The organism is Streptomyces luteoverticillatus (assembly GCF_003970715.1).
In the GTDB taxonomy this organism is placed as follows: Bacteria; Actinomycetota; Actinomycetes; order Streptomycetales; family Streptomycetaceae; genus Streptomyces; species Streptomyces abikoensis.
The window spans coordinates 600,231-623,521 of the sequence record NZ_CP034587.1 but is presented as its reverse complement, the minus strand read 5'-3'; the positions used below and the strand labels follow the sequence as shown (position 1 = coordinate 623,521).

The 23,291-nt window shown below is 69.8% G+C and carries 20 protein-coding genes; 13 read left to right on the top strand and 7 right to left on the bottom strand.

Features of this window, described 5'->3' with window-relative positions; all coding sequences use genetic code 11:
- Positions 1-42 precede the first annotated feature (42 nt).
- Both EKH77_RS02375 and EKH77_RS02370 read left to right on the top strand, forming a co-directional pair.
- Positions 43-708, top strand: coding sequence for a TetR/AcrR family transcriptional regulator (locus tag EKH77_RS02375; RefSeq protein WP_126912777.1), 666 nt, complete (start codon positions 43-45; stop codon positions 706-708).
- A gap of 296 nt (positions 709-1,004) precedes the next feature.
- Positions 1,005-1,745: an alpha/beta hydrolase gene (locus tag EKH77_RS02370; RefSeq protein ID WP_126912776.1), complete on the top strand. Its 741-nt coding sequence runs from the start codon at positions 1,005-1,007 to the stop codon at positions 1,743-1,745.
- Positions 1,746-2,177: 432 nt separating this feature from the next.
- Here EKH77_RS02370 and EKH77_RS02365 read toward each other — a convergent pair whose 3' ends face one another.
- Complete coding sequence (locus EKH77_RS02365; RefSeq protein ID WP_126912775.1) at positions 2,178-3,536, bottom strand: peptidoglycan-binding domain-containing protein; 1,359 nt, start codon at positions 3,534-3,536, stop codon at positions 2,178-2,180.
- Positions 3,537-3,845: 309 nt separating this feature from the next.
- Between EKH77_RS02365 and EKH77_RS02360 the strand changes: the two genes are divergently transcribed.
- Positions 3,846-6,926: a hypothetical protein gene (locus EKH77_RS02360; protein WP_126912774.1), complete on the top strand. Its 3,081-nt coding sequence runs from the start codon at positions 3,846-3,848 to the stop codon at positions 6,924-6,926.
- Positions 6,927-6,942: 16 nt separating this feature from the next.
- A complete protein-coding gene (locus tag EKH77_RS02355) occupies positions 6,943-11,445 on the top strand; it encodes a peptidoglycan-binding domain-containing protein (protein WP_126912773.1) in 4,503 nt (1,500 codons plus the stop codon).
- Between the two features lie 749 nt (positions 11,446-12,194).
- Here the strand turns inward: EKH77_RS02355 and EKH77_RS02350 are convergent.
- The 5 genes from EKH77_RS02350 to EKH77_RS33310 form a co-directional block, all read right to left on the bottom strand.
- Positions 12,195-12,611 carry a lasso peptide biosynthesis B2 protein gene (locus EKH77_RS02350; protein ID WP_126912772.1) on the bottom strand — a complete coding sequence of 139 codons (417 nt, stop codon included), beginning with the start codon at positions 12,609-12,611 and terminating at the stop codon, positions 12,195-12,197.
- On the bottom strand, positions 12,608-12,874 hold the full coding sequence (locus EKH77_RS02345) for a lasso peptide biosynthesis PqqD family chaperone (RefSeq protein ID WP_126912771.1): 267 nt from the start codon (positions 12,872-12,874) through the stop codon (positions 12,608-12,610). Before EKH77_RS02345 ends, EKH77_RS02350 begins: the two co-directional genes overlap by 4 nt.
- Positions 12,871-14,664 (bottom strand): asparagine synthase-related protein, encoded by a 1,794-nt coding sequence (locus EKH77_RS02340; RefSeq protein ID WP_164737702.1) that lies wholly within the window; start codon positions 14,662-14,664, stop codon positions 12,871-12,873. Before EKH77_RS02340 ends, EKH77_RS02345 begins: the two co-directional genes overlap by 4 nt.
- A 437-nt stretch (positions 14,665-15,101) precedes the next feature.
- Positions 15,102-15,638 carry a hypothetical protein gene (locus tag EKH77_RS02335; protein WP_126917837.1) on the bottom strand — a complete coding sequence of 179 codons (537 nt, stop codon included), beginning with the start codon at positions 15,636-15,638 and terminating at the stop codon, positions 15,102-15,104.
- A gap of 450 nt (positions 15,639-16,088) precedes the next feature.
- On the bottom strand, positions 16,089-16,634 hold the full coding sequence (locus tag EKH77_RS33310) for a TetR/AcrR family transcriptional regulator (RefSeq protein ID WP_240667183.1): 546 nt from the start codon (positions 16,632-16,634) through the stop codon (positions 16,089-16,091).
- Between the two features lie 74 nt (positions 16,635-16,708).
- Between EKH77_RS33310 and EKH77_RS32865 the strand changes: the two genes are divergently transcribed.
- From EKH77_RS32865 to pqqB, 7 genes are all read left to right on the top strand, one after another.
- Positions 16,709-17,116, top strand: coding sequence for a hypothetical protein (locus tag EKH77_RS32865; protein ID WP_164737701.1), 408 nt, complete (start codon positions 16,709-16,711; stop codon positions 17,114-17,116).
- Between the two features lie 84 nt (positions 17,117-17,200).
- The gene (locus EKH77_RS02315; RefSeq protein ID WP_164737700.1) at positions 17,201-17,809 is read left to right on the top strand and encodes a dienelactone hydrolase family protein; all 609 of its coding nucleotides are present in this window, start codon (positions 17,201-17,203) and stop codon (positions 17,807-17,809) included.
- Between the two features lie 149 nt (positions 17,810-17,958).
- Positions 17,959-18,129 (top strand): pyrroloquinoline quinone precursor peptide PqqA, encoded by a 171-nt coding sequence (gene pqqA, locus EKH77_RS34250; protein ID WP_126912766.1) that lies wholly within the window; start codon positions 17,959-17,961, stop codon positions 18,127-18,129.
- A 6-nt stretch (positions 18,130-18,135) separates the two neighbouring features.
- Positions 18,136-18,840: a pyrroloquinoline-quinone synthase PqqC gene (gene pqqC / locus EKH77_RS02305; protein ID WP_126912765.1), complete on the top strand. Its 705-nt coding sequence runs from the start codon at positions 18,136-18,138 to the stop codon at positions 18,838-18,840.
- Positions 18,837-19,097: a pyrroloquinoline quinone biosynthesis peptide chaperone PqqD gene (pqqD, locus tag EKH77_RS02300; protein WP_126912764.1), complete on the top strand. Its 261-nt coding sequence runs from the start codon at positions 18,837-18,839 to the stop codon at positions 19,095-19,097. The genes pqqC and pqqD overlap by 4 nt, the downstream gene beginning before the upstream one ends.
- Entirely contained in the window at positions 19,094-20,161 is a 1,068-nt protein-coding gene (pqqE, locus tag EKH77_RS02295) for a pyrroloquinoline quinone biosynthesis protein PqqE (protein WP_240667182.1), read from the top strand. Before pqqD ends, pqqE begins: the two co-directional genes overlap by 4 nt.
- Positions 20,158-21,057: a pyrroloquinoline quinone biosynthesis protein PqqB gene (pqqB, locus tag EKH77_RS02290; RefSeq protein ID WP_126912763.1), complete on the top strand. Its 900-nt coding sequence runs from the start codon at positions 20,158-20,160 to the stop codon at positions 21,055-21,057. Before pqqE ends, pqqB begins: the two co-directional genes overlap by 4 nt.
- A 7-nt stretch (positions 21,058-21,064) precedes the next feature.
- Here the strand turns inward: pqqB and EKH77_RS02285 are convergent, their stop codons facing one another.
- Positions 21,065-21,790: a TGBp1 family protein gene (locus EKH77_RS02285; RefSeq protein ID WP_240667181.1), complete on the bottom strand. Its 726-nt coding sequence runs from the start codon at positions 21,788-21,790 to the stop codon at positions 21,065-21,067.
- A gap of 265 nt (positions 21,791-22,055) precedes the next feature.
- Between EKH77_RS02285 and EKH77_RS02280 the strand changes: the two genes are divergently transcribed.
- Together EKH77_RS02280 and EKH77_RS02275 are read left to right on the top strand one after the other, a co-directional pair.
- Positions 22,056-22,763: a polysaccharide deacetylase family protein gene (locus EKH77_RS02280; RefSeq protein WP_164737699.1), complete on the top strand. Its 708-nt coding sequence runs from the start codon at positions 22,056-22,058 to the stop codon at positions 22,761-22,763.
- 68 nt (positions 22,764-22,831) lie between these two features.
- Entirely contained in the window at positions 22,832-23,236 is a 405-nt protein-coding gene (locus EKH77_RS02275; protein ID WP_229820038.1) for a septal ring lytic transglycosylase RlpA family protein, read from the top strand.
- Positions 23,237-23,291: the final 55 nt, after the last annotated feature.

Genomic DNA, 23,291 nt, shown 5'->3' with positions numbered 1-23,291 from the left:
CCTGGTGCGCCTCGGTGTCGACACCCAGGGGATGATGAGGGCATGCCGCAGACGCCCGCACCGCGCAAGACTCCCGGCCGGCCTCCCCGGATCTCCCGCGACGAGATCATCGGGACGGCCCTCCGGATCCTGGACGAGGGAGGCGTGGACCGGTTGACGATGCGTCGATTGGCCGCGGAGATCGGCAGTACGCCCATGGCGCTCTACCATCACGTCCGCAACAAGGACGAGCTGCTCGTGCTGCTGCTGGACGACTACGCGACACGGACACTGCGCCGGCCCGAACTGCCCGCCCAGCCCCGCGAGCGGGTCATCGTCGCCGCGGAGGCGATCCACGAGGTACTGGCAGCCTGCCCCTGGATCGTGACGGTGCTGACCGCTGACGACCTGCTGTCCAAGACCGCGCTGTGGTTCGTCGAGCAAATCGTGGACGGGTTCGTCGACTGCGGGCTGACCCTCGACCAGGCCGTGCACGGTTACCGCGCGATCTGGTACTACACAGCCGGAGAGATCATGGTCCGGACGGCAGCGACCCGGCGACGCGCGGAAGACGACCGTCCCATCCACCGAGAGAGCGTCTTCGCCGACCTCGACCCCGACGAGGTTCCCCGGTTGGCGCAAGTCGCCGACCGATGGGAGGCGTTGACCGCCCAGGACACCTATTCCGACGGGCTCCGAGCACTGGTGGACGGCCTCGCCACCCGGTAACGACACACCACCGCCACCACGTCGCCCACCAGCGACCACGCACTCCTGTGAGCACCACACGGAGGGAGGCGTCCGACGAAACCGGCGCCGTGGTGTCCGGCCGCGGAGCCTCCGCGAAAACCCGTTGGCGGAACCACGGCGGCCACTGCTATGTTTCCGCCAGGCCGTGCGAGAGAACGAGGAGGTGGTACCCGTGAACGCAGTATCGACATGGGTGCTCCCCTCCGGGGTCACGGTCGGACGATAGACAGGTCGTCCGGGAGCGCCGTTCACGTGCACTCCCGAAAGGCACGACCATGCACTTCACTTCTGAGCACCGTCTCGACGACGCCGTCCTCGAGCGCGAATTCACCCTCGGTGAGATTCCCGGCATCCTGTGGACACCTGGATCCGCATCCTCGTCCGCACCGGCTCCGCTGATCCTGCTCGGCCCCCCTCCGCTCGGGCTGCGCAAGGCGTACCCCCGGCTGGTGGCCCGGGCCCGGCACGCCGCGGCGGACGGCTTCGCCACGGCCACCATCGAGCTCCCCGGGAGCGGCGACCGGCCCCGCCTGCCCGCCGCCGAGCAGGCCCGCGCCGATCTGCGCCGGGCCGTGGCGGCCGGCGAGCCGGTCGGCGACGGGATCGTCGACGCCCTCATCCTCCCGCTGGTCGACAAGTCGGTCCCGGAATGGCAGGCCGCCCTTGACGCCCTCCTGTCGCTGCCTGAGATCGGCGGCCCGGTCGGGTACTCGGGGGGAGTGATCTCCATCGGCACCCGGCTGGCGGTGGTCGAGCCGCGCATCTCGGCCGCCGTTCTGTTCGCCGGGAGCTTCGTCCCCCGGGCCATCATCGAGGAGGCCCGCCGGGTCACCATTCCGCTGCACGTCCTGCTGCAGTGGGACGACGAAGGGAACGACCGGCAGACGGCCCTGGACCTGTTCGACGCCTTCGGCTCCAAGGAGAAGACCCTGCACGCCAACATGGGAGGGCACACCGGCGTCCCGCAGTTCGCGGGGGACGCCGCGGCCCAGTTCTTCACCCGGCACCTGAAGTGATGCCGGGCCGTCAGGCCACCAGCAGACGCTAAGCCGTGCCGGCCGTGATGCCGCCCATCCAGGGACAAGTCCCGGCCCTCCTCGGCTCTCTACACCACGGGCCCCTGCCAGACCATCGGCAGGGGCCCGCGCTGCCCGAAGCCATGAACTGCTCGAAGTCCGCAGAGCTTCGAGTGCCGCCCAAACTCGTGTACAGGCGCTGTCGGCTCGTGAACAAAGCCACTCGAGCACACCCTTTTCCGGAAACCCCATCAACGGGCTTCTACGATCCGGTACATGGCGCGTCCTGAAAGCTGGTCCAGGCTTGCGGGTGGGAGTCCCGTCCGGGTAGACACCGGAGCGCCCGGTAGCAGGTCCCGGTTCGTCGTGGAGACGCGGCGGGCTGACCAGGAGGTCAAGAGCCCCTCACACCAGACCCTTTGACCAGCTACTTCAAGTTGGCGGCGGCTCAGTGAAGTCGGCCGGGAGAGGGAAGAGCCCGTCAGCCTGGGTATCGACAGTGCCACGAGCGCATGCGTCGGCCGTATCGGCGAACAGGGTGTCGGTGCGCGCGCTCTCGTCCGGGTTGTCGGTCAGGGAGAACTCCCGGCATCGCTGCAGCCAGAGGCTCAGTTGCTGAAGAAGCGTTGCCCGCCCCTGGTTGACGATGCCGGTCAGATATCCGTTGGAGTCGAAGAGGCCGGTGACTTCCTGAGCGTAGAACCTCACAGCTTCCGCAAGCTTCCCGGGCGGCAGGAACCGCGGGGCGAAGGGGTTGCCTGCCGCTTCCTGCACCACGATCCAGTGCACATGGCGGGCACAGATCTCCCCCACGAAGGAGTCGAGCACCTGCGCGGTCGGCCGGCCCGTCGCCGATCGCGCCTGGGCGAGCGCGGTGTCGACGTAGGTGCCGCCATCGGTGTCCGGGGTCCGAAGCAGCCGCACCTCGGCCGAACGGTTCCGGACATGGGTGAGTTCGTGGACGAGGACGCCCTGCAGGCTCACCCGTGCCCGGCCGCCGGTGGTGGTGCGCACGATGAACTGACGGCCCAGGATGACGTCGTCCTTGATCAGCACGAAGGCCTGCCGCGTGCCGTCCCGGGCCTGGAAGGTGACGGTGCGGCCCACGGCGTCGTCGGTGATCAGAGCGTCGTCGAAGAAGTCCGCGGCAGAAGTCCCATTGGGCTGCGTCGGTGCCGCGGCGGCGAGGAAGCGGTCACGGAGGTCCAGACTTCTGCTCATGGCCACGATGCCGAGCAAGGTACTCGAGTTGAGCGCATCGAGCGTGAAGCGGCCGAGCATATGGCGCCACGAGTTCAGAGGTGTATCGATGAGCACGGCCAGTTCCAGCCCGGCGAACGGCTCGAGCCGCCGGTCGACCACGAAGGGGCTGAATTCCTTGAACGCCGGATCCAGCGTCGGCGGGTCGACGAACAGGTCGTCATCGAGGGCGCCCATCGTCCCCTTGCCGACGACCGGGTCGTCCGGTGAAAGCCCCTTGGCGTCCTTGTACGCCGAGACGGCCGCGCCCGTGTCGGGGCCGAAGAACCCGTCGTCCCCTGCCGGGCCCACCGGCCTGCCGAGCGCGATCAGCGCGGCTTGGACGCGCTTGACCGCCAGTCCCTGTTCGGGCCGGAACATCCGGTGCGTACCGGCCAGGCAAGCCTCCAGCACAGGATCACCGGCGAATCGTGGACATCTCAGAACCATGGTGATGAACCCTTGTGCGTAATGGCGTCCGGGGCAGGATGCCGAGGACGGGGACCGTCGCCGATGGGCCTCCGGGTGGGTGCTGCCTTGGGTCAGTTCCACGGCGACATCGTCTGTGCGCAGCCGCAGTAGCGGCCCCTCGAAGTCCCGGATCGTCCGCCCGCGAACCCCCGCACCCGCCGCACTCCGTTTGCCGGCCATCGGGATGTAGGGGGGCTCCTCCCCGCGAACCCATCATCCTTCGGGTGGGGCAAGGGTGCACGTCGTGACACAGGCCTACCTGCGGCTCGGCGCCCGCGGCCGCCGTGCCGATGCCCAGTGGCGGGGATCCGCCATCGGAGTGAGCATGGAAATCGGTGAGCGCAGCCGCCGCGTACCCCACACCTTTCTTGACTCGGATGGGGATTCGTCATGCCGTTCAACACTGCCCGTCCCGTCGCCCTGAGACTCTGGATGGAGACCCGGAACCACCCCGATGACGATCACGATGGCGACCACCATGACGGCTTCGGCGGAGGGCACGGTCCCCACCCTCACCCCGACGGGCCCCCGGAACCCGGTCCCCACGACGCGGACGTCGCGGAGGGGCCGTTCCGGGTGGTGCGGCCGGCGGACATGCTCGTCGTCGACATCAACCTGGTCAACCTGCGGTTCGACGGTCATCGCCTCGTGCGGAAGGACCCGGGTGAGCCGGCGTTCGTGCTCGTCGGGCTGCCGCCACAGCATGTGATGGAGGAGGTCCCGGCGCCGCTGGGTGCGACGCCGCTCGGCCCCATGAGGGCGTTCACCGCCGGCTCGAGTCATCTGTCCTTCTCGGTGCCGGCCACCATGGACGGCCTGGACCTGTCGCTGGCGTCGTTGCTCGACTGGGCACGCCTGGTGCCGATCACGGTGCCGGTGGGTCCGCAGGGCCCGGACGCGCCGGGATCGGCGGTCTTCCAGGGCATCCCCAGAAGCGTCCTCGAGTTCCCCACCCGACTGCTGGTCACCTACGACGAGCCGGTGGGCTGGGCGGTGCCGTCGGAGCCCCCCGAGGCGGATGGCCCGACCGCGCTGTGGCACGCCCGGTTGCGCGGTACGCAGGACGACGAGGTGTTGCTGCGGGCCTTCGCGACAGTGGGGGGCCGGGGCGTCCTGCCCGTGCCCACCCCGCTCTCCGCCGAGAATCTGGAGGACATCGTCACCCTCACGAGCCGGGTCGAGCTACCCGGCCCGGGTGGCGGCCCGCCCCTCGAGATCCACAGCGCGCCGCTGCACGCCGAGCAGTTCATCGTGACGCCCCTGGGGTCCTCGGCCCATCTGCACGGTGCCTGGCAGCCGTTGTCGCAACCGGCCCAGGACCGGTTCACGCAGGTGGGGAGACGCCCGCCGAACCTGGTGCTGTACGACCACATCACGGGCCTGGGCCGTGACCAGTTCGTACGCACCGCCACACACGGACGCATGAGCACCGGCCACGAGGCCGTGCACTTCAAGGAATTCAGGCGGGTGTTCGTCGCGCGCCCGAATGACGGGATCGTCGCCTACCTGCAGCGGCAGGACCGCATCGTCATCAAGCAGCCGGAGGTCCAGTACGGACCGTCCGGTTACAGGCACGAAGGGCGTGAAATGCCCTTCAGCACATTGCGCATCACGGACCGTGTCACGCCGCTGATTCAGCAACCCGGACCCGACCCCGATGCGTTCTGGGTGATTCTCCAGGATTCCGGGAAGGACCACGAGTTCACCTTGATCGGCACGGATTGCGAAGGCCGGAAGGTCAGCTTCACCATGCCTCTGGCGTTCGTGGCCGACGGAGTGCCTCAAGAGCGGGTGAACAACCTGTACGACCCGGCGCAGCAGCCACGGCTGGGCGATCGCCTGAACCGGTCGATGGGCGGCCAGGTGATGGCCATGGCGCAACCGCCCCCCGGCGCTCCCGGCAGCACCAGCCACGCGGTCGGCACCTTGACGTTCGGGCTCGGGATCCGCAACGGGAACGGGAAGGACCGAGACCTGCCTGTGATCGGTCTGCCCTTCGTGTCCGGCGCGGCGGTGCGGGTTCCCGCCGTCGAACAGTTCACCCCGAACGGCGGCGATCTCCCCGTTGCGTTCAACGAGACCTACCTTCAGCAGACCATGGCGGCGCATCCCGCCGGCGCGTACCTGGATCTGGAGAAGGCGGTCAGCCTCACCTTCGGGGCGGAGAAGGCCGGGGGAGTCGCCAGCCCCAACGCCGCGGTCAAGGTCATCACGACCCAGGCGGGTGTCATCCCCGAGATGTTCAAGAAAGACAGCGCCGGGCAAGCCGTCGACGCGCTTGACATCGGCGACATCAGGAAGGCCTTCGACGGGGCGAAGATGCTCGGCTTCATCAGCCTCGGCGACATCCTGAAGAGCGTCACCAAGGACACCCTCGGCGCTCTGCGGAAACTGGGCGACGCCGAGATCGAGGCGATCCTGCGGGATGCCAACGGCCTCTTGCCGGCGCCCGTGCTGCGGATCCGCGACCTGGTGGACGGGCAGGGAAAGGAACTGCGCTATGTCTGGAAGCCCTCCTTGGAGCGGCCGGCGTCCGGACCGGCGCACGTTCTCGATGTGTCCAAAGCCTCCTTGATCCTGGACGCCCGGACCGTCCGCTCGAAGGACGCCGTCGACCAGTCCACTGTGGAGGGCCGCCTGAGCCACTTCGCGCTGGACTTCGAAGGCATTGCCCGACTCGATTTCGCCGAGCTGAAATTCAAGGCGAGCCCGGGGAGGAAGCCCGATGTCTCGGCCAGCGGTCTGGAACTGAAGTTCAGCAAGGATCTGGAGTTCATCAACTCCCTCCGCAGCGCCCTGCCCGCCGACGCGTTCGGCCCCGGCTCGTACCTGGACGTCCAGCCGACCGGCATCCGTGCGGGCTTCAAGCTCGCGCTTCCTGCCATAGGGCTCGGCGCCTTCACCCTGTCGAACCTCTCGCTGGGCGCGGAGCTGGATGTGCCCTTCGAGGACAAGCCGGTCTCGTTCCGTTTCTCGGTTTCCGAGCGGGTACACCCCTTCAATGTCACCGTCTCCCTGTTCGGAGGCGGCGGATACTTCTCCATGCTGATCGATGCGAAAGGGGTGCAGCAGGTCGAGGGCGCCATAGAGTTCGGCGGCGCCACGGCACTGAATCTCGGAGTGGCCAGCGGCGGGGTGTCGGTCATGGCGGGTGTCCGCTTCCTCTTCTCCCGCAACCCCGACAATGTCACGCTGGGCGGATATCTACGGTGCAACGGCAATCTGACGGTGCTGGGCATCATCACGGTGACCGCCGAGTTCTATCTGGAGCTCACCTACGAGAAGCACGGTCATGAGTCGGTGGTGCGGGGCAGGGGCACCCTCACCGTCGGCGTGCGGATCGCCTTCTTCAGCAAGTCCGTCTCGCTCACCCTCGAGCGGAGCTTCTCCGGGGCGCCCGGTGATCCGTCCTTCACCCAATGTGTTCTGCCAGGCCACTGGCACGAGTACTGCCGGGCGTTCGCCGCGTGAGCCCGTGGGAGGCGAGATGACGTTCGAACAGCACATCAACTGGACCGTTCTTCCCGCCGGGCTCTCGGCCGACGGCACCCAGGCCCGGGTATCGGTGTTCATCGCCCCGCGCCTGCAAGCGCCCGCCGGGAACGGCCCCGGCACGCTCGCCGGGAACGGCCACGTCACGCTGGAAAACTTCCCCGACTTCATCGCCTGGCCGGAAAAGGTCAAGGCGGCCACCTTCGTGTTCGGTACCACGGACGGTTCCTCCACGGCGTCCGTATCCTTCACCGGCCCGCTAGAACCGCAGGGCCCGGCACCGGACACGAACTTGTGGACGAACCTCTTCCACAAGGACATCCCCCTGGAGCCCTACGTCTTCCTGGACGCCGGACAGCGGGAATTCCGCACCTATTCGGCCAAGGAAGTCCACGACTTCACCAGGGACACCTATGCCAAGGCGGCCAAGACGTCACCCGAGAGCCCGCCTGTCACAAGGGACATGCTGCGCGCGGCAACCGCCGCCGGAGCAAGCACCGAAAACGTGGCCGCGGCGACGGACGGTGGGATGCCCCCGAAGCTGGCCGCGCTGGACGACTTCCACGCGGTGAGGAGCGCTCCCACGGTCGCCGGCGTCAAGCCTCAGCCGCAGCCACCGCCCGTTTTGCCGCGTCCCGACTTCCACCAGATTCTCACCTCGCTGGGCGACCATCCCCAGCTGCTCCGACGCCTCGGGCTGGTCCTGGACGTCCTCCTGCCGGCCGACCGGCTCCCCGTCTCCTCGGGTGAGCGGTTCCTGACGGTCACCCCCCACTGGAAGCCCGCGCTGGGGGACGACTCGCATGACGTGTCCCCACGCACGCGGTACGTCTTCCTCCCCGACCGGCGGGCCTTCGTGCCCGGCGCCCAGTCCCTCACGGCCGCCGACCCGCTGGCACCGCCATCCCGTGGCCTGGTCGCGCTCCAGAGCAACTTCCGCATCGAGCAGGCCGACATCGACGGTGCCGCGCTCAAGCTGACGTCGGTGACGGCGGACGCCAAGGGACTGTCCCCGGTACGGACCTATGGGATTTCGCTTGTCAGGGATGACCGTCTGGGCAGCCTCAAGGAGGACTTCGGCCGGGCGGCCCGGCACGAGGGTGCCTTCACCCGGGCCCTCGCCCGGGACGGAGCCGCGGTCCAGGTGCCGGACCCGCCGTCCCCGGCAGCCGCCACGCCGGATGTCCAGGGCGCCCCGAGCGTCCCCGAGCTGGTAGCCGAGGACCTGGTACGCGGCCACCGGATGGACATCTGGGACGAGGAACGAAAGCGGTGGTTCTCACTGCACGAGCGTGATGTGGTGTATCGGCAGCCCGATAACGGTCCCGTCCTGCTGTCGGTTTCCGACGAGGGCTTCTTCCAGGCCAACCTGGCCTCCCCGCCGCCCGAGGCCCTGGACACCCACCTCCATGTACCCGAGCAACTGGTCACATGGGAGGGGTGGTCGCTGTCCGCGCCGCACCTCGGCCTGGTGCTGGGCATCAATGAGAGATCGGACGAGGATGACAAGCCCCCCAACATGCCGGTGGAGGTGAGCAACAGGGCGAAGACGGCACTTCCGCTGGAGATCACGGCCAAGGTACGGCCCGGTTCGTTGCCCAGGCTGCGGTTCGGTCACGAGTACAGGGTGCGGCTGCGTACCGTCGACCTCGCGGGCAACGGTCTCGGACCGGCCGAGGCCGATGCCCTGATGGACGACAAGGCCCTGGCGCTCCCCGGCGAGGGATTGCTGACCTTTCAGAGGTTCGAGCCCGTCCTGGCACCCGCCGTGGCGCCCAGACTGCCCTTCGGGGAAGGCGCCTCGGCCTTCCGGCTGGTGATCCGGAGCAGCCCGGGGGACCGGCCGCCCGCGGCGGGCCCTGCGGGGAACGTGGTGAGGGTCGCCCTGGTGAACGTCCAGTTCGGCAAGACCAACGAGGACATCCGCGTCGTCCAGCAAGCTCTCATCGCCCGCGGCCACCAGCTCGTGGGTGGCGCGGACGGCGTCTTCGGCCCGCTGACCAAGGCCGCCTACGCCGAAGAACAACGCGCCCAGGGCTTTTCAGGAGATGACGCGGACGGCAACCCCGGCTGTACGTCCCTGACCAAGCTGGGCAGCGAGAGCGGCTTCACCGTCGACTGTGGGAGCGGCGACAGCCCCGTACCGGGCGTGACGGCCGAGCAGTACGCGGCGGACTTCAACCGCTCCTCGCTGGTGACCACGGAAGGACACGTCCCGTACCAAGGGGTGGACGAGCGTCATGTGGTGGCGCCGAAGGCATCGCTACGGTGCGTGGAGTGGCACGGACTGCTGGACGAAGCAATCGGCTCCACCGACGAGCAGGTCCAGGACAGGGTCTACAAACTGGCCGGACGGGAGAGCGGCTCGCTGAACAACCCGTCCCAGCCGGATGTGCGACTGGAGCCGGTCGACTCACCGGCGACGGATCCCAAGAACCCGGCGGTGACCGCCCTGCACACGGGCGAGACGATCGAACTGCCCTACCTTCCCGATCCCCTCGCCACGGCAGCCGTTCTCCTGGACCTGCCGGGAATGCCCGCCGGGCAGCCCTTCACCGTCCCCTGGGGCGGCGAGGCCTGGCACCGCCCCAGGTCCTTCAGACTGAGACTGGCCGAAGGAACCGCGCCGCCCCGCTTCGACGAGGCGTCCCGGGTGCTGACGGTATCGCTGCCGAAGGGCGCCGTGGCGACTGTGCGGCTGTGCTCCGGCATCGACTTCGACGAGAAGATCATGGGTATGGCCTCGTGGTGCCGGGATGCGGTGGAGTCGGCACCCCAGCTCGCGACGGAGACGGAGGCGGACGCGGCGGCGAGGAGGACGGAAGAGCTGCGACGTACCGACCAGGCGCTGGAACTGGCCGCCGCCGGCCGGCACTGGATGTTCACCCCCTGGCAGGAACTGACGCTCGTCCACGCGGTGCAACGGCCGCTGAGGACACCGGTGCTGGACCTGTCGGCCCTGGGAACCCCACGCGGCCCCAACGAGACGGCCGAGCACCTCGCCGGTGGGATCGCGCTGGACGAGGCGAGTACGGACCGGATCGACCTGGTCGCGGAGTGGACCGAGGTGACGGACGCCGGCCCCACGGGCCGCGACACCCAGAAGATGAACGTCCCGGTGTTCCACCTGCTGACGGCGAGAGTGGACCGGGAAGGAGTCCCCGGTGCCGAACCCGCCGTCCTCCAGAACGGCACCCTGACCTTCAGCACCAAGGCGGCCGAGGACAAGTCGAAAGCGGACCAGGCCAAGACCCCGCCCGTAATGACCCCGCCCGTACCGGAGAAGCATGAGTTCGGCGACACCAAACACCGCATGGTGAGCTACCGGCCGGTGGCCGGCAGCAAGTTCAGCGACTATTTCCCTCCGCGGTTCGCGGAGCCCGGCCAGAACGCGCTCACCGTTCAGGGTGAGGCCAAGGAGCACTCGGTGCCGAGCAGCGCGTCGCCCACGGCGCCACGTCTGTTGTACTGCGTCCCCACCCTGGCCCTGGAGAGCCTCGACGGACCGCCCGGAACCATCGTCCAACGTCGACGTGGCAGCGGTGTCCGGGTGTACCTGGACCGTCCCTGGTACTCCTCCGGAGACGGCGAACTGCTCGGCGTGGTCCTCGGAGAGCCACCGGGCGGCGACCCGGACTCCAACCGGGACGCCTGGGTCACTTTGATGGGCCGAGACCCCATCCACCGTTCCGCGCCCGTCGTCGCCCCGACCCCGGACGTGTTCACCAACGCGGTGCGGCGATCCGGGAAGCTCACTCTGCCCACGCGCTCCGGTCCGCTCGCCGTCACCGTCGCGGGCTTCACCCCGCAGTTCGAAAGGGACGACGAGAACGAGAAGGGCGGCCGCTGGTTCTGCGACCTGGACCTGAACACGGGGGACGCCTGCCTCCCGTTCGTCCGGCTCGCCCTGGTCCGCTTCCAGCCGGACTCGATCCCCGGCGCCGAGATCTCACAGGTCGTTCTGGCGGACCTGGTGCGCACCCTGCCCGACCGTGAGCTGACGGTCAGGCCCGGCGAGGTGCTGTCGGTCAGCGTCACCGGCCCTTCCTGGGACCCCACCGGATCGTCTCCGCCGCACATCACCGCCACGCTCCAGCGTCGGCACGACGTCGTCACGGACAAGGACCTCGGCTGGGTCACGCTCGAGGACACGGCCGTCGTGCTCAAGTCGGTCGACGCCGAGTCCTCCCACAGGCCCTTCTACACAGGCCAGGTCCCGGTACCGCCCGGGCTGCGCGGGGCGCGCTTGCGCTTGTTGGTCGTCGAGACCGAGGGCGTCCCGGCCGATGGCCTCACCGCGCCTACGACCCCAGGGCCGGTGGTCTACTGCGACGCCGTTGACCTACCGGCACTGCACGGCGGCTCGGGGGAGGGCCCCCACGACGGGCATGACGGGCATGACGGGCATGACGGGCACGATGGCGATGACGGCCACGACGGGCATGATGACCATGACGGCCACCATGGGCCGGGCGGCCACGATGACCATCACGGGTGAGGCGATGGGGTCAGGTACCGCTTGTCCACCTCGGGGGTGACGACCCTCGCACCGCCGACTCCCGTCAGAGCCGCGCCCACCAGGGCGGTGACGGTCATGTTCACCGGAGGCTCGCCCACCGGACGCGATCCCAGGAGCACGGCCTCCGGGTGATGACGTTCAGGACCGGCGTGTCGGCTTCGGTCCGCGCCGTCGATGGTAATCGTGTCGGTCTCCGACTCCATGTCCTGCCCTTCGACGCCCAGCGAACTGGCTGCTGGAACGGGTCGTCGCCGGGTTCGGCCCGCCGGATGCCCGTCAGACGCGGCTCCTGTGCGGGGCGCTCGTCCATGCCCGGGGGACTGCTGTGCTCTTCCCCCGGAGCTGGCTCACGTACTTCGTCGAACGGTCCTCCTTGTTGGCGCGGTCCGGCTGGCGGCCGTCTCCCGACCCGTTCGTCCTCCTGGAGGGGAACCCGGTCGGCGCGCCCGTTCTCGTCCGTCCGTCGGCGATCGGCCTCTCGCGGCATGTGCCCGTCTCCGGGGTGCTGACACAGCCTCCGGACCAGCCGAGGCCCTCGGCGCACACGAGGGGGAGGGCGCTTGCCTCGATCGTCAACTGGCACACCCGTCCCGCGTCCCCGCAGCGGCTTCGCGCGGCGCACGCCTTGCTGTCCGCCCTGCCCGTCCACCTCGGTACCCGGGAGGAATCGCCGGCCTTCCTCCAACGCCCCGAACACCTCGAGTGCCTTGACACGTAGCGCGCGGGCGCTATGACTCGGCCGCGATTTTGATGAGGGTGCGGTAGTAGTCGGCCGGGAAAGGTTCTCCGATCGGGCGGCCTTCCGCTTCGACCCACGCATGGGCGCGGAACGGCGCGGTACGAACACCGGTGCACCAGTCGGGCCAGGTGCCGCGCACCCTGCAGAGCAGGGCGGTCGCCACCGACCGCTGCAGGCATGCTTCTCCGGCACACCTCGCGCTCATGGCGACGACCGCTCGGCGGGCCGTGAGAGCCTGCTCACCGGTGGCGGGGGCGGCGCCCCGGCGGGCCAGTGAGAGCACTCGGCGGATACGGCGCGGCGGGAGCAGGGCGATCAGGCGGGCGGCGGTGATGGCCAACAGGACGGCTGGGCGCCGGACGAGGGGGGTGGTTCGCCGGTCGGGTGGGACGTGGCGATGGTTCACGCGATCGCTGCCACGAGGCGAGCGGTCGAGAGCGCACGGATGACGGACGCCACATCGTCGGCCGCCTGCTCGGCGGGTAGGACGGGATGGCGTTCGTGGAGCCGGTGGGCGGCCTCCTGGGTGGTGGCGCCATCCATGAGGGCGCTGAGAATGAAGGCCGCTGTGTCGTTCAGCTGCCAGTAGCGTCCAGTGGTCTCATCGAGCAGGACGGTCCCGTTCTCGGTCCGGGCTGTGGAGACCTCGGGTCGAAGGGTGAAGGTCACGGGGCTCCTTTCGCGGCAGAACGGCCTTTCGCGGCGGAACAGCCGCGCAACCACATCTCGCAAGCCACGGTGTTGTCCAGGGCGCGCATCGCCTCGGGAGGGAGTCCGGGCTTTGCGAGATGGGCCCGCAGGACGGCGGTGTCCACGAGTCCCGCCCGGGCGAGGTGGGAGTCGTCGACGAGGCGGTTGAGGGCGGCCTTGTTGCGGTGGAGCGCCTGATGGAAATCGGCTGTGTACTCGCCTTTCGTGGACCGGGCGAGGAGCTCACCGGGCACGTCGGGGTGCACCGCCGTGGTGAGGAGGGGTTTGCAGCGGTCGAGTGCGCCGCGCTCGGTGATGCGCACCGAAAGTGCCGCTTCGAGTACGTTGTCATCGAGGTAGGGGGCGGCCGAGGGGAGTCCCAGAGCGGCGGTCACCTGCTCCGTCACGCGGAAGGCGCGGCCGCAGGTGCGGGCCGCGGACAGCGCGGCGTGCTGGCCGCGCTGGGCGGCGAGCGGCTCGTGCGTGCCGGAGGACGCTTCCCGCAAGAGGGTTCGCGCGGCGTCCACGGCTTCCGCGCGGGCCCATGGGGGTACCTGGGGCATCACCTCCCATGCCGTGGACGGCACCCGGCCGGTTCTGGGGCGCGCCGGGAGCGCGGGGTCGGTGATGCGGCGTGCCGTGGTGGCCAGCCAGTCGGCGAATGTGGTGCGGTCCGACAACTCGGCCAGCAGCGGCCGCAGCGGCCAGCGTTGCATGACCCGTGTCCTGTTCACCTGTCGCAGGGCCGAAAGCGATCGGCTGCGGACGTGAGCGTGGAGGTACGGGGGCAGGAACCCGAACAGCTCGTCTCCGCCACCGCCTGTCAGATGCAATCGTGAGCCGTGCCGGGTCATGAGGCGAGCGAGAAGGAGCAGCCGTGCGCTGTCGCGGGCCCACAGGCCCGGCTCGTCGGTCGCCGTCGGTACATCGCCCAAGCCGCTGAACCACAGTGTCGCGTCGGACGGTTCGGGTGCCACATGCTCGGCGTCGGGCAGCAGGGCGGCCGCTTTCCGGGCCCAGGCGGTGTCGTCGTTCCCGGGGTCCAGGCTCGCCCAGTGGAAGGTGATCAGCCGGGCCGGGCCACGAGCGGCGAGGAAACACAGAGTGGTGGAGTCCAGACCACCGGAGAGGTCCGCGCTGATGACTGTGCGGTTGGCTGTGTGGTTGCCTGTGCGGTTGGCTGTGCATGAGGACACGGCCAGTGACAGCGCCCGCCGCACGTTTTCCGCTCCTTCGGCAAGGGACAGGTCCGGCTCAGGGGGTTCCCACCAGGGCCGGACGGTTGCCCTGCCGTCCGGGCCGATCAGCAGGGCGTGTCCGGGCCGGACGGCCTGGACGCCGCGCCACAACGAGCGGTGTTCGCCGAACGGGTACGAGGGAGGTGAGGACAGCAAGTGGAGCGCCAACTGCTCCTCGTCCATCACGGCACCGACGGCGTGCGCCAATGCGTCGGCGCGGCTCGCCGCCACCGTTACGCCGTCCGACTCGGCGTGGAAAACCCGCCGTACGGCGGAAGCGGTGCCGCGTACCCGGAGCCGGCCGCCGGCGGAGACCACTACGTGGAAGCTCCCCGGCAACCCCGCGACCACCTGTTCGGTCTGTTCGGTATCGCCGAGTTCCCGCATCCCCCGCAGCCGGAGGGCGAGTTCCTCGGCGTTGACCGGACAGCGTCCGATCAACGCCAGTAGCGAACTCCCCGCCTCCGCGACGACCACATCGCCGACCGGCCATTCACCCAGCAGCCACGGACGGCCGGAGGGGTACCTCACCACGTCGACTGGCCGGGGGCAGACCTTTCGCGCGACGCCGGCAGCCGCTTCGGAATCGGGGAAGACCGCGAACCATGGCCCGCCGGTCATCCACGACGGGCGGCTCGTAAGTCTCCTGCTGCTCCATGAGAGGAGGTGCTCCGCTTTTGCTCTGTTATGCGTGAGGGGTACGTCATTCACCCGAACGGGGACGTGAGGCGCCGGAATAAGTGGTTCCGGTGTACCCGGGTGAGACCAGGGTGACGCGCAGGTCGGGGCCGGACCTGCCGCGGCCCCTCGGCCAGTCCGATGGACACATGCGCGGCCGCCGGGACGACCCGCACCGACATCGGCCCGTCCGACACGGTCGCCGCCCTCGCCCTCATCGGCGCACTCAAGCTTGGCCACCCTGATGACACGTTGCCAAGGCGATGGGACGTCCGACGCGGTGCGGCACGTCAGTACCAGCCTGAATCGGACAGTGCTTCAGTGATCAAGCGGGTGGCGAAGTCGGGGTCGTTTGTGAGCCGGTTGATCTGCTCCGCGAGCAGGAAGGCGGTGGCTTCGAGGGGGTTCATCTCCTCCTCGGTCCAGAATCCGTACTGCTTGCGCCACAGGCTGGGACTCAGGTCCGTGCCCGCTGCTATGACCAGGCCGGCCATGGTGGGGATGGCCTCGGGGCGGATGCTCTTGGGCATCATGCGCATCGTCGCCACGAGGTTGGGCACCACATACGCGATGACGTCCTCGTCGTGCTCCTCGCAGACCGTTCGCAGCCACTGCATGAACATGAAGATGAGTGTGCACGTGCCGTCCAGCACGTCATCGGCTTCCTTGGGCCCCAGGGACGCGGTGACCTGATCCGTCAGCGCCTGTTGTCCGGGGTCGGTGGCGGTCTTGCCGCCGTGGATGCCTTTGAGTCGAGAGTCGATCAACATGAGCGCAGCGCCCACATCACCGGCGGGAGCATGCTGGGGATCGCAGGACGATGGCACGGGGTTCCTCCTTTGATGACCGCAGTAGGAGGCGCGGGCATGTCCGTACGGTAGACCGCCGATGCGCCAGGGGGCCGGCGAATCCCGGTGAAAGGTCTTCAGGCTGCCGGGTGCGGCCTGTGTCTGGCTGGGCGCAGGGAATCGCGGGCCGATGGGGCGGTCGTAGCCTTGACCGATGCGCCGTCCCATGGTGCTGAGGTCATGCGCATCCCACCGCTGAGTCACTCGTGGCGATGGCCAACCGGCGACCGGCACGTTCCCATACCGACCGTCCTTATCCGGCATGATCCGGGGGGCTCGGTGGTGCATGAGCCACAGCATGGACACTGGGCAACGGAGTCTGGCCCGTGGTGACCGCCCTCGCCACTATCGGCTCTCCCGGTGAACCGCACGGGCAGGTAGCGGCGCGACGACTTGCGTTGAAGCTGGTCCGCGAGGGGGCGGGTCAACTCAGTCGATCAGGCTGTCCAGTTGTCGGGCCAGCAACTCCACGGTTTCCGTCGCCGCGCCCTGATCCCCGTCGATGCCCAGTTGCAGCAGCGCACCGTCCAAGGCGGCGGAAGCGAGGCGGGCGGCGCTCGGCGCGATGGCGGGAGACATGCCTGCTTCGACGAGCCACTGCTCCGCGGTGTGAAGGTAGGACGACGCGGCCGGCGCCAGCTGCTCGCGCCACAGCTCGTCCGTGCCTGCCAGCGAGGCCGCTTCCAGATACAACCGCAGAGCCACGCGAACCCCGGGTTCTGCGAACGTCTGCCACAGCACACGCACCAGATCGGACGGCCTGGCGGCCTGCCGCCCCTGCCACACGGTGGCAAGGTCGGCGAATGCCCGGTCCAGCAGGGCCACCACCAGCCCCTCGCGACTGCCGAAGTGGTACACGAGCATCCGGTCGCTGGTGCCCAACGCGGCAGCGAGGGGCCGCAGGGTGAGCGTCGCAAGACCGTGGTCCCCGACGTAGTGCATGGCCGCGCTCAGCAGCTCCTCGCGACGGGACACGCGATTTCTCCTTCTGCGGCATGTAGCGTATGTAGCGATCGCTACATACTACGTGAACTGCGGGGTGCGGCTCGATGGAGAAGCGACGGCTGGCGCACGTGTGGCCCGAGACAGTGGGGGCCTTTGTGATCTGGGTAGCCGCCTCGGCGGGAGTCACGGCCCTGGCGCCCACGCTCGCGGGTGCCCCGGCCGCACCGGCCGCGGCGGCGGTCGTGGCCGCCTTCACGGGCATGGGTGCCCTGGTCGGCCGAATACTCCCGGCCGGATACGGAGTTCGTCTCGGTGTCGCTGTCGTGATCGTCGGTCAACTCCTGGACGTTGTCCTCGTCCTGGCCTTCGACGGGCTCTATCCACGGACCGACGAGGGCGGTAGCGGGCGTGTTCTGCTGTTTCTACTGGCCGGGTACGCCGGATTCCTGCTGGGCGCACTCGCGGGCGACCGCTCCTTCAGGGTGGACACGGCTGCGGCGCCGCCCGAATGAACCCGTGGACCGGAGCCGCCGCTGTCCATGACTCATCGGCCACCAGCTGATCACCGGTCTTGCGACGCTGGTTACAGTCCCTGCATGGCAAGTCACCCCTTGGACGGCAACGGCCATGACACGGCCGTGGTCGTCGCCCACGAGATCTACGGAGTCAACGAGCACATCAACGGCGTCGCCGAGATGCTCAGCCCGTACCGCTGCGATGTCTTCACACCCAGCTTCCTTCCGTCGGGCGTCGTGTACGCCCGCGAAGACGAGCCCAGGGCATACCGGGAATTCACGCGGACCCCGGGCGTGGCGGGCATGGGCAACGCACTCGCGCAGTACACCGACGGCCTTCGTGAACGCTATCGCAGGGTGCTCTGCATCGGCTTCAGCGTCGGAGCCACCAGCACCTGGCTCGCGTCGGGAACCGGCGCTGTGGACGGCGCCGTGTGCTTCTACGGATCCCGGATCCGCGACCACCTGGACATCCAACCGGCTGCCCCGTGCCTCGTCATCTTCGCCGAGCAGGAGCCCAGCTTCTCGGTGTCGGCAGTCACCGAACGCCTGGCGGGCCGAAAGGGCGTCGTGACGGAGGTGCACCCCTGCCGGCACGGGTTCTGCGACCCCGGCAGCCCTCACTACTGCGCCAGGCACAGCCGCAAGGCGTGGACCTCGGCCACCCGGTTCCTGGGGCTGCCCCGCTGACGAGAGGCCCCCTCCGTGAGGCGCTGTCCGGCCGCTCCTCCCCGCCGGCCCGTCACTCGTTCCGGCGATTGCGGGGCGTGCGGTCGTTGACCGACCCTGGAATACCGGCCGGGGCTCGTCCGTCCCGGCCCGGATCAGGGGGAGATGCCATGCCGGAGACCGTCGTGCCGTCGATCGTCGCCGAGCCCGTTACGGGTGTGCGCGGTGACCCGCATCAGGACGTGGGTGGCCCTGCCGTGGGAGCGCGGCCCTGGACGCCGCCCGCTTTCACCGATGTCGAGCTCGCCGCCGAGGTCACCGCCTACGCCGGGCACTGGTAGACCCCCATGACCGACCCGGAGGCCCGCAGTACGGCCGAGTTCACCGCCGCCCTCCGCGCGCACGAGGACCGGTACTGGCACAAGCACCCCCTGCACCTCCGGCTGCACGAAGGGCGTCTCGCGCCCGACGAGCTGCGGCAGTGGATCGCCAACCGCTGGTACTACCAGAAATGGCTGCCCCAGAAAGACGCCGCCATCATCGCCAACTGCCCCCTCGCCGACGTGCGGCGGCGTTGGGTGCGGCGCCTCGCCGACCAGGACGGCAGCGAGGGCCGCCCCGGCGGGCACGCACAGTGGCTCGACCTCGCCGAAGCCGCCGGGCTCTCCCGAACCGAGGTCGTCGACGAACGCCACGTCCTGCCCGGCGTGCGTTTCGCCACCGACGCCTACGTCGCCTTCGCCCGCACCCGGCCCTGGATCGAAGCCGTCGCCGCATCCCTCACCGAGCTCTTCTCACCCGCCCTCATGCGCACCCGCCTCACCGCCCTGCGCACCCACTACCCCTGGATCGCCCCCTCCGGCCACCGCTACCACGAAGCCCGCCCCGACACCGCCACCCACGACGCCGGGCACGCCCTCACCCTCGTCACCACCCATTGCGTCACCCGTGCCGAGCAGGATGCCGCCCTCGCCGCGCTCGGCTTCAAGTGCGAGGTGTTGTGGAGCATCCTTGATGCTCTTGAGCACGAACACACGGGTCGCGGGCGGTGACCTGCTGGCGGCTGCGGCCGGGAGTGCGGCTGATCCACGATTCCGTCCGGGACGCCGGTGTTCTGCTGCACCCCGACGGGGTGTTGATCCTCAACGAGACCGGTGCCCGCGTTCTCGCCCTCTGTGACGGGAACACAGACCTCGTCGCGATCGCCGACGCCTTGTCCCGGGCGTACGACGCCGTTCCCCTGCACGACCTCCGGGATTTTCTCGACGCACTCGCCCGGCGGCGGCTGATCGAAAGGGCACACCCGTGAACAGGCCGCTCGGCATGCTCGCCGAGCTCACCTACCGCTGCCCCCTCCGCTGCGGCTACTGCTCCAACCCCATCGGCCGCCATTCACGTTCCAGCGAACTCACCGCCCAACAATGGTGCCGGGTATTCGAGGAGGCCCGTGCGCTCGGAGTTCTTCAGGTTCATTTCTCCGGGGGAGAGCCTCTGCTGCGCCGCGATCTCCCCGGACTCATCGCCCATGCGCACCGCCTCGGGCTCTATGCCAGCCTTATCACCGGCGGGCAGGGGCTGAGCGCCGAACGGCTCGCCGGCCTTGTCGCCTCCGGACTTGATCACGTCCAGATCAGCCTTCAGGACGCCGATGCCGCGATCGCCGACGCCATCGCCGGGCGCGCTGCTGTACATCAGCGCAAGCTCACCGCCGCACGGCTGATCAAGGAAGCCGGGCTTCCGCTCACCCTCAACGTCGTGCTGCACCGCGCCAACATCGACCACACCGGCGATCTCATCGACCTCGCCCTCCGACTGCGCGCCGACCGGCTTGAACTCGCCAACGCCCAGTACTACGGGTCCGCCCTCCTCAACCTCCCTGCCCTGCTCCCCAGCCGGGCCCAGCTCGACGCCGCAGAGACCCTCGTGCAGGAAGCCCGCAACTCCCTCGCCCACCGCCTGGAGATCGTCTACGTGCGGTCCGACCTCCACGACGGCGTCCCCAAGCCCTGTATGCACGGCTGGGGCAGCCGGCAGCTCACCGTCACGCCCAGCGGCGACGTCCTGCCCTGCCCGGCCGCCGCCCGCATCCCCGGCCTGGACGTGCCCAACGTCCGGCAGGCCTCTCTCGCCGACATCTGGTTCCACTCGGCCGCGTTCAACCGCTTCCGGGGGACCGCATGGATGCCCGAGCCGTGCCGGAGCTGCCCGCTCAAGGAGGACGACCACGGAGGCTGCCGCTGCCAGGCATTCCAGCTGACCGGTGACCCCGCCGCCACCGACCCGGCCTGCGGGCTCTCCCCGCACCACGCCCTCGTACGCACCCTCGTGCAGGACGCCGAAAGTGCCCCCGACACGATTCCGTACCGGGCATGAAGCTACGGATTCTGGGCACAGCCGCAGGCGGCGGGCTGCCGCAGTGGAACTGCGCCTGCCCCGGCTGCTCCCGGGCCCGCGCCGCCGGACCCCGCGCCTGGCGCACCCAGGAATGCCTGGCCGTCTCCGTGTCCCCGGACGCCTGGTACCTCGTCAACGCCTCACCCGACATCCGCGCCCAGATCCTCGCCGCCCCCGGCCTCGCCCCGCCCGACGGCACCCGGCACACCCCGCTGCGCGGCGTCCTCCTCACCGACGGCGAACTCGACCACACCGCCGGCCTGCTGGCCCTGCGCGAGGGCGCCGCCCTCGATCTGTACGCCCCGCCCGCCGTCCTGGCCGCGCTGGACGGGCCGTTCCCGCTCCGTACCCTGCTCGCCCCCTACGGCTCCGCCCGCTGGCACGCGGTGGGCTCCGGCCCCCTGCTCCTCGACGGCGGGCGGCTACGGGTGACCGCCGTCCCCATCAGCGACAAACGGCCCCGGTACGCCTCTGGATCCGGCGCCCCCGGCCCCTGGGTCGTCGCCTACCGCTTCGACGACACCGCCACCGGCACCGCCGCCGTCTACGCGCCCTCCCTCGCCCGCTGGCCGGACGCCCTCGACGACGCCCTCGCCGGGGTGGGCTGTCTGATCCTCGACGGTACGTTCTGGAGCGAGGACGAGATGGCCCGGGCGACCGGCGGCCGGGGGAGCGGTGCCCGCGCGATGGGCCACCTGCCCGTCGACGGGCCCGACGGCACGCTCGTACGGCTTCTCGGCCGTGATGGCATCCGTTGTTTCTACACGCACCTCAACAACACCAACCCACTCGCCGATCGGGCGTCCCCCGAGCGCGGCGCCCTGGCCGGGACGCCGGTGGAGGTCCCCTCCGACGGGACCGAGATCGAGTGGTGAGCGGCGGCTAAGCGGCCGCGTCCGCGGTGCGCCGGTGTATTCGGCGGAGCACTGCGGGCAATTCCCGCGCCGTCGGCCCCGGGCCGCCGCCCGGCGCGAACTCCACCGCCGCCACCCGCTCCCGTGACACCCGGTCCAGCAGCACCACCGACGCCGCCTCCGGAAGCGAGCCCCCGGACAGCTCGCCCAGCAGACGGTCCAGTCCCCTGCGGTGCTTGTCGAAGACGCGCCGGGGCGCCCACCGGCCACGGGCGTCCTGCCCGGCCAGGGCCTCCGTCGCGGTCACATCCAGCAGGATCAGATGCAGCTCGTTCCCCTGCCGTGCCGCCTCCCGCGCCAGCCATCGGCGCATCCACGCCCGGCTGCCGCAGTCGTGCACCAGGAACGGCCGGCCCCCGCGCACCTCCGCGCGCAGCCACCGGAAGTACTCCACACGAGCCCAGGGCCGGTAGACGGCGTACGGCAGCCAGGCGGGCATCACGGCCTCGCACGCCTCATGGACCATGCGCGGGTCCACGGCCGGGGCGGCCTCGGACAGGCGCCGCAACAAGGTGCTCTTGCCGCTGCCGGGCAGACCGGAGACGACCAGTGCGACGCCTGCCGGGTAGGACAGGGTGACCGGGGTGCCGTCCTGCCCCCGTAGGTCCATCAGTCCTCGCGGGGTTGCCGTCGGCCGGGGCGGTCGGTGCGGTGCCGCCTCCGTCACCCCGGCCGACCCGCGTATGTCGTCCACGTCCATCCCCTGCCGTTCGAATGCCGAAGCCCCTCAGCCTCGCACGGTCCGGGGGTAGTGGTGGAGACGCCGTCGCGATCCAGCCGGTTGCCCGCGGCGGCGCGTGTGTGTGATGCGTGTGATGTGTGCGACCTATGGGTGCACCGATGCCCATGAGGCTTTTTATTCAGGATTGATCGGGCGTTTAGCGTGTGGTGATCGCAGGCTTCCAAGCTCTCGCTCGTTCCGCCGGCCAACCCGGCCGACAGCGAAAGGGAGCAGAACCATGAAAACGATGCGCACCGTGCTCAAGGGCGCCTGGGTCGCCACCGCCATGGCCGCCGCGGTCGTGACGGCGGCCGGCACGGCGTCGGCCGCGAACACCGACGTGGTCACCGCCGCCGCGTCCGGGGCGGGCAGCCGCGCGTTCGCCCTGACCATCGACGACGGCCCCAGCCCCACCTGGACCAACCAGGTCCTGGACCTGCTCAAGGATCGCGAGGTGAAGGCCACCTTCTGCGTCATCGGGGACCACGCGCGCCAGTACCCGGACCTGATCCGGCGGATCGTGGACGAGGGGCACAGCCTGTGCAACCACTCCATGCACCATGTGAACCCCACGACGCAGAGCCCGGACCAGCAGCGGTCCGACATCCAGGAGGCCTCGGACGCCATTCGCGCCGCCGCGCCCGGTGCGTCGATCGACTTCTACCGGGCGCCGGAGGGCGGCTGGACGGACGACGCCAAGCAGTACGCCGCGAGCCAGGGCATGCAGCCGATCGGCTGGTCGGTCGACACCGAGGACTGGCGGCGGCCCGGCGCCGACGCGATCTTCGAGAACTACAAGCGGGCGTTCCAGGGCGGCGGAGTGATCCTCATGCACGACGGCTCGCAGGAGAACGACCGCAGCCAGAGCGTCGAGGCCATGGGCCGGATCCTCGAGGACCTCTCCAACAACGGCTACTACGACGACCGTCCGGCCGTCCTGGGCTGACGAACGGCCCCGGCCGATCCGTTCCCCGCCGCCGTCACAACCACCACTCAGATGGGATGAACACTCCGATGTCCGCTTCCGTACGCTCCCTGTTCGGCCGTACGCTCGCCGTCGCCGCGCTGGCCGCCGGTCTCACCACCGTCGTCTCCGTGCCGGCGCACGCCGACAGCGGGCCGCAGGCCTGCACCGCCTCCTGGTACGGGGCGCCCGGCGAGATCCCGCCGGGCTGGCCCACCGCCAGCGGTGAGCCCTTCGACTCCGAGGCGATGGCCGCCGCGAGCCGCGACCTGCCGTTCGGCACCGAGGTCCGCGTCACCAACGCCGAGAACGGTGAGTCCGTCACCGTGAGAATCAACGACCGCGGCCCCACGGACACCAGCCGCTGTATCGACCTGACGCGAGGGGCCTTCGCCCGGATCGCCGATACGGACCGGGGCCTCACCGAGGTCACGCTGGAGATCCTCGGCGACTGACGCCACACCATCCCGATCGCTTCGCCCGGGGCGGGCGGCCACCATCACATCCGGT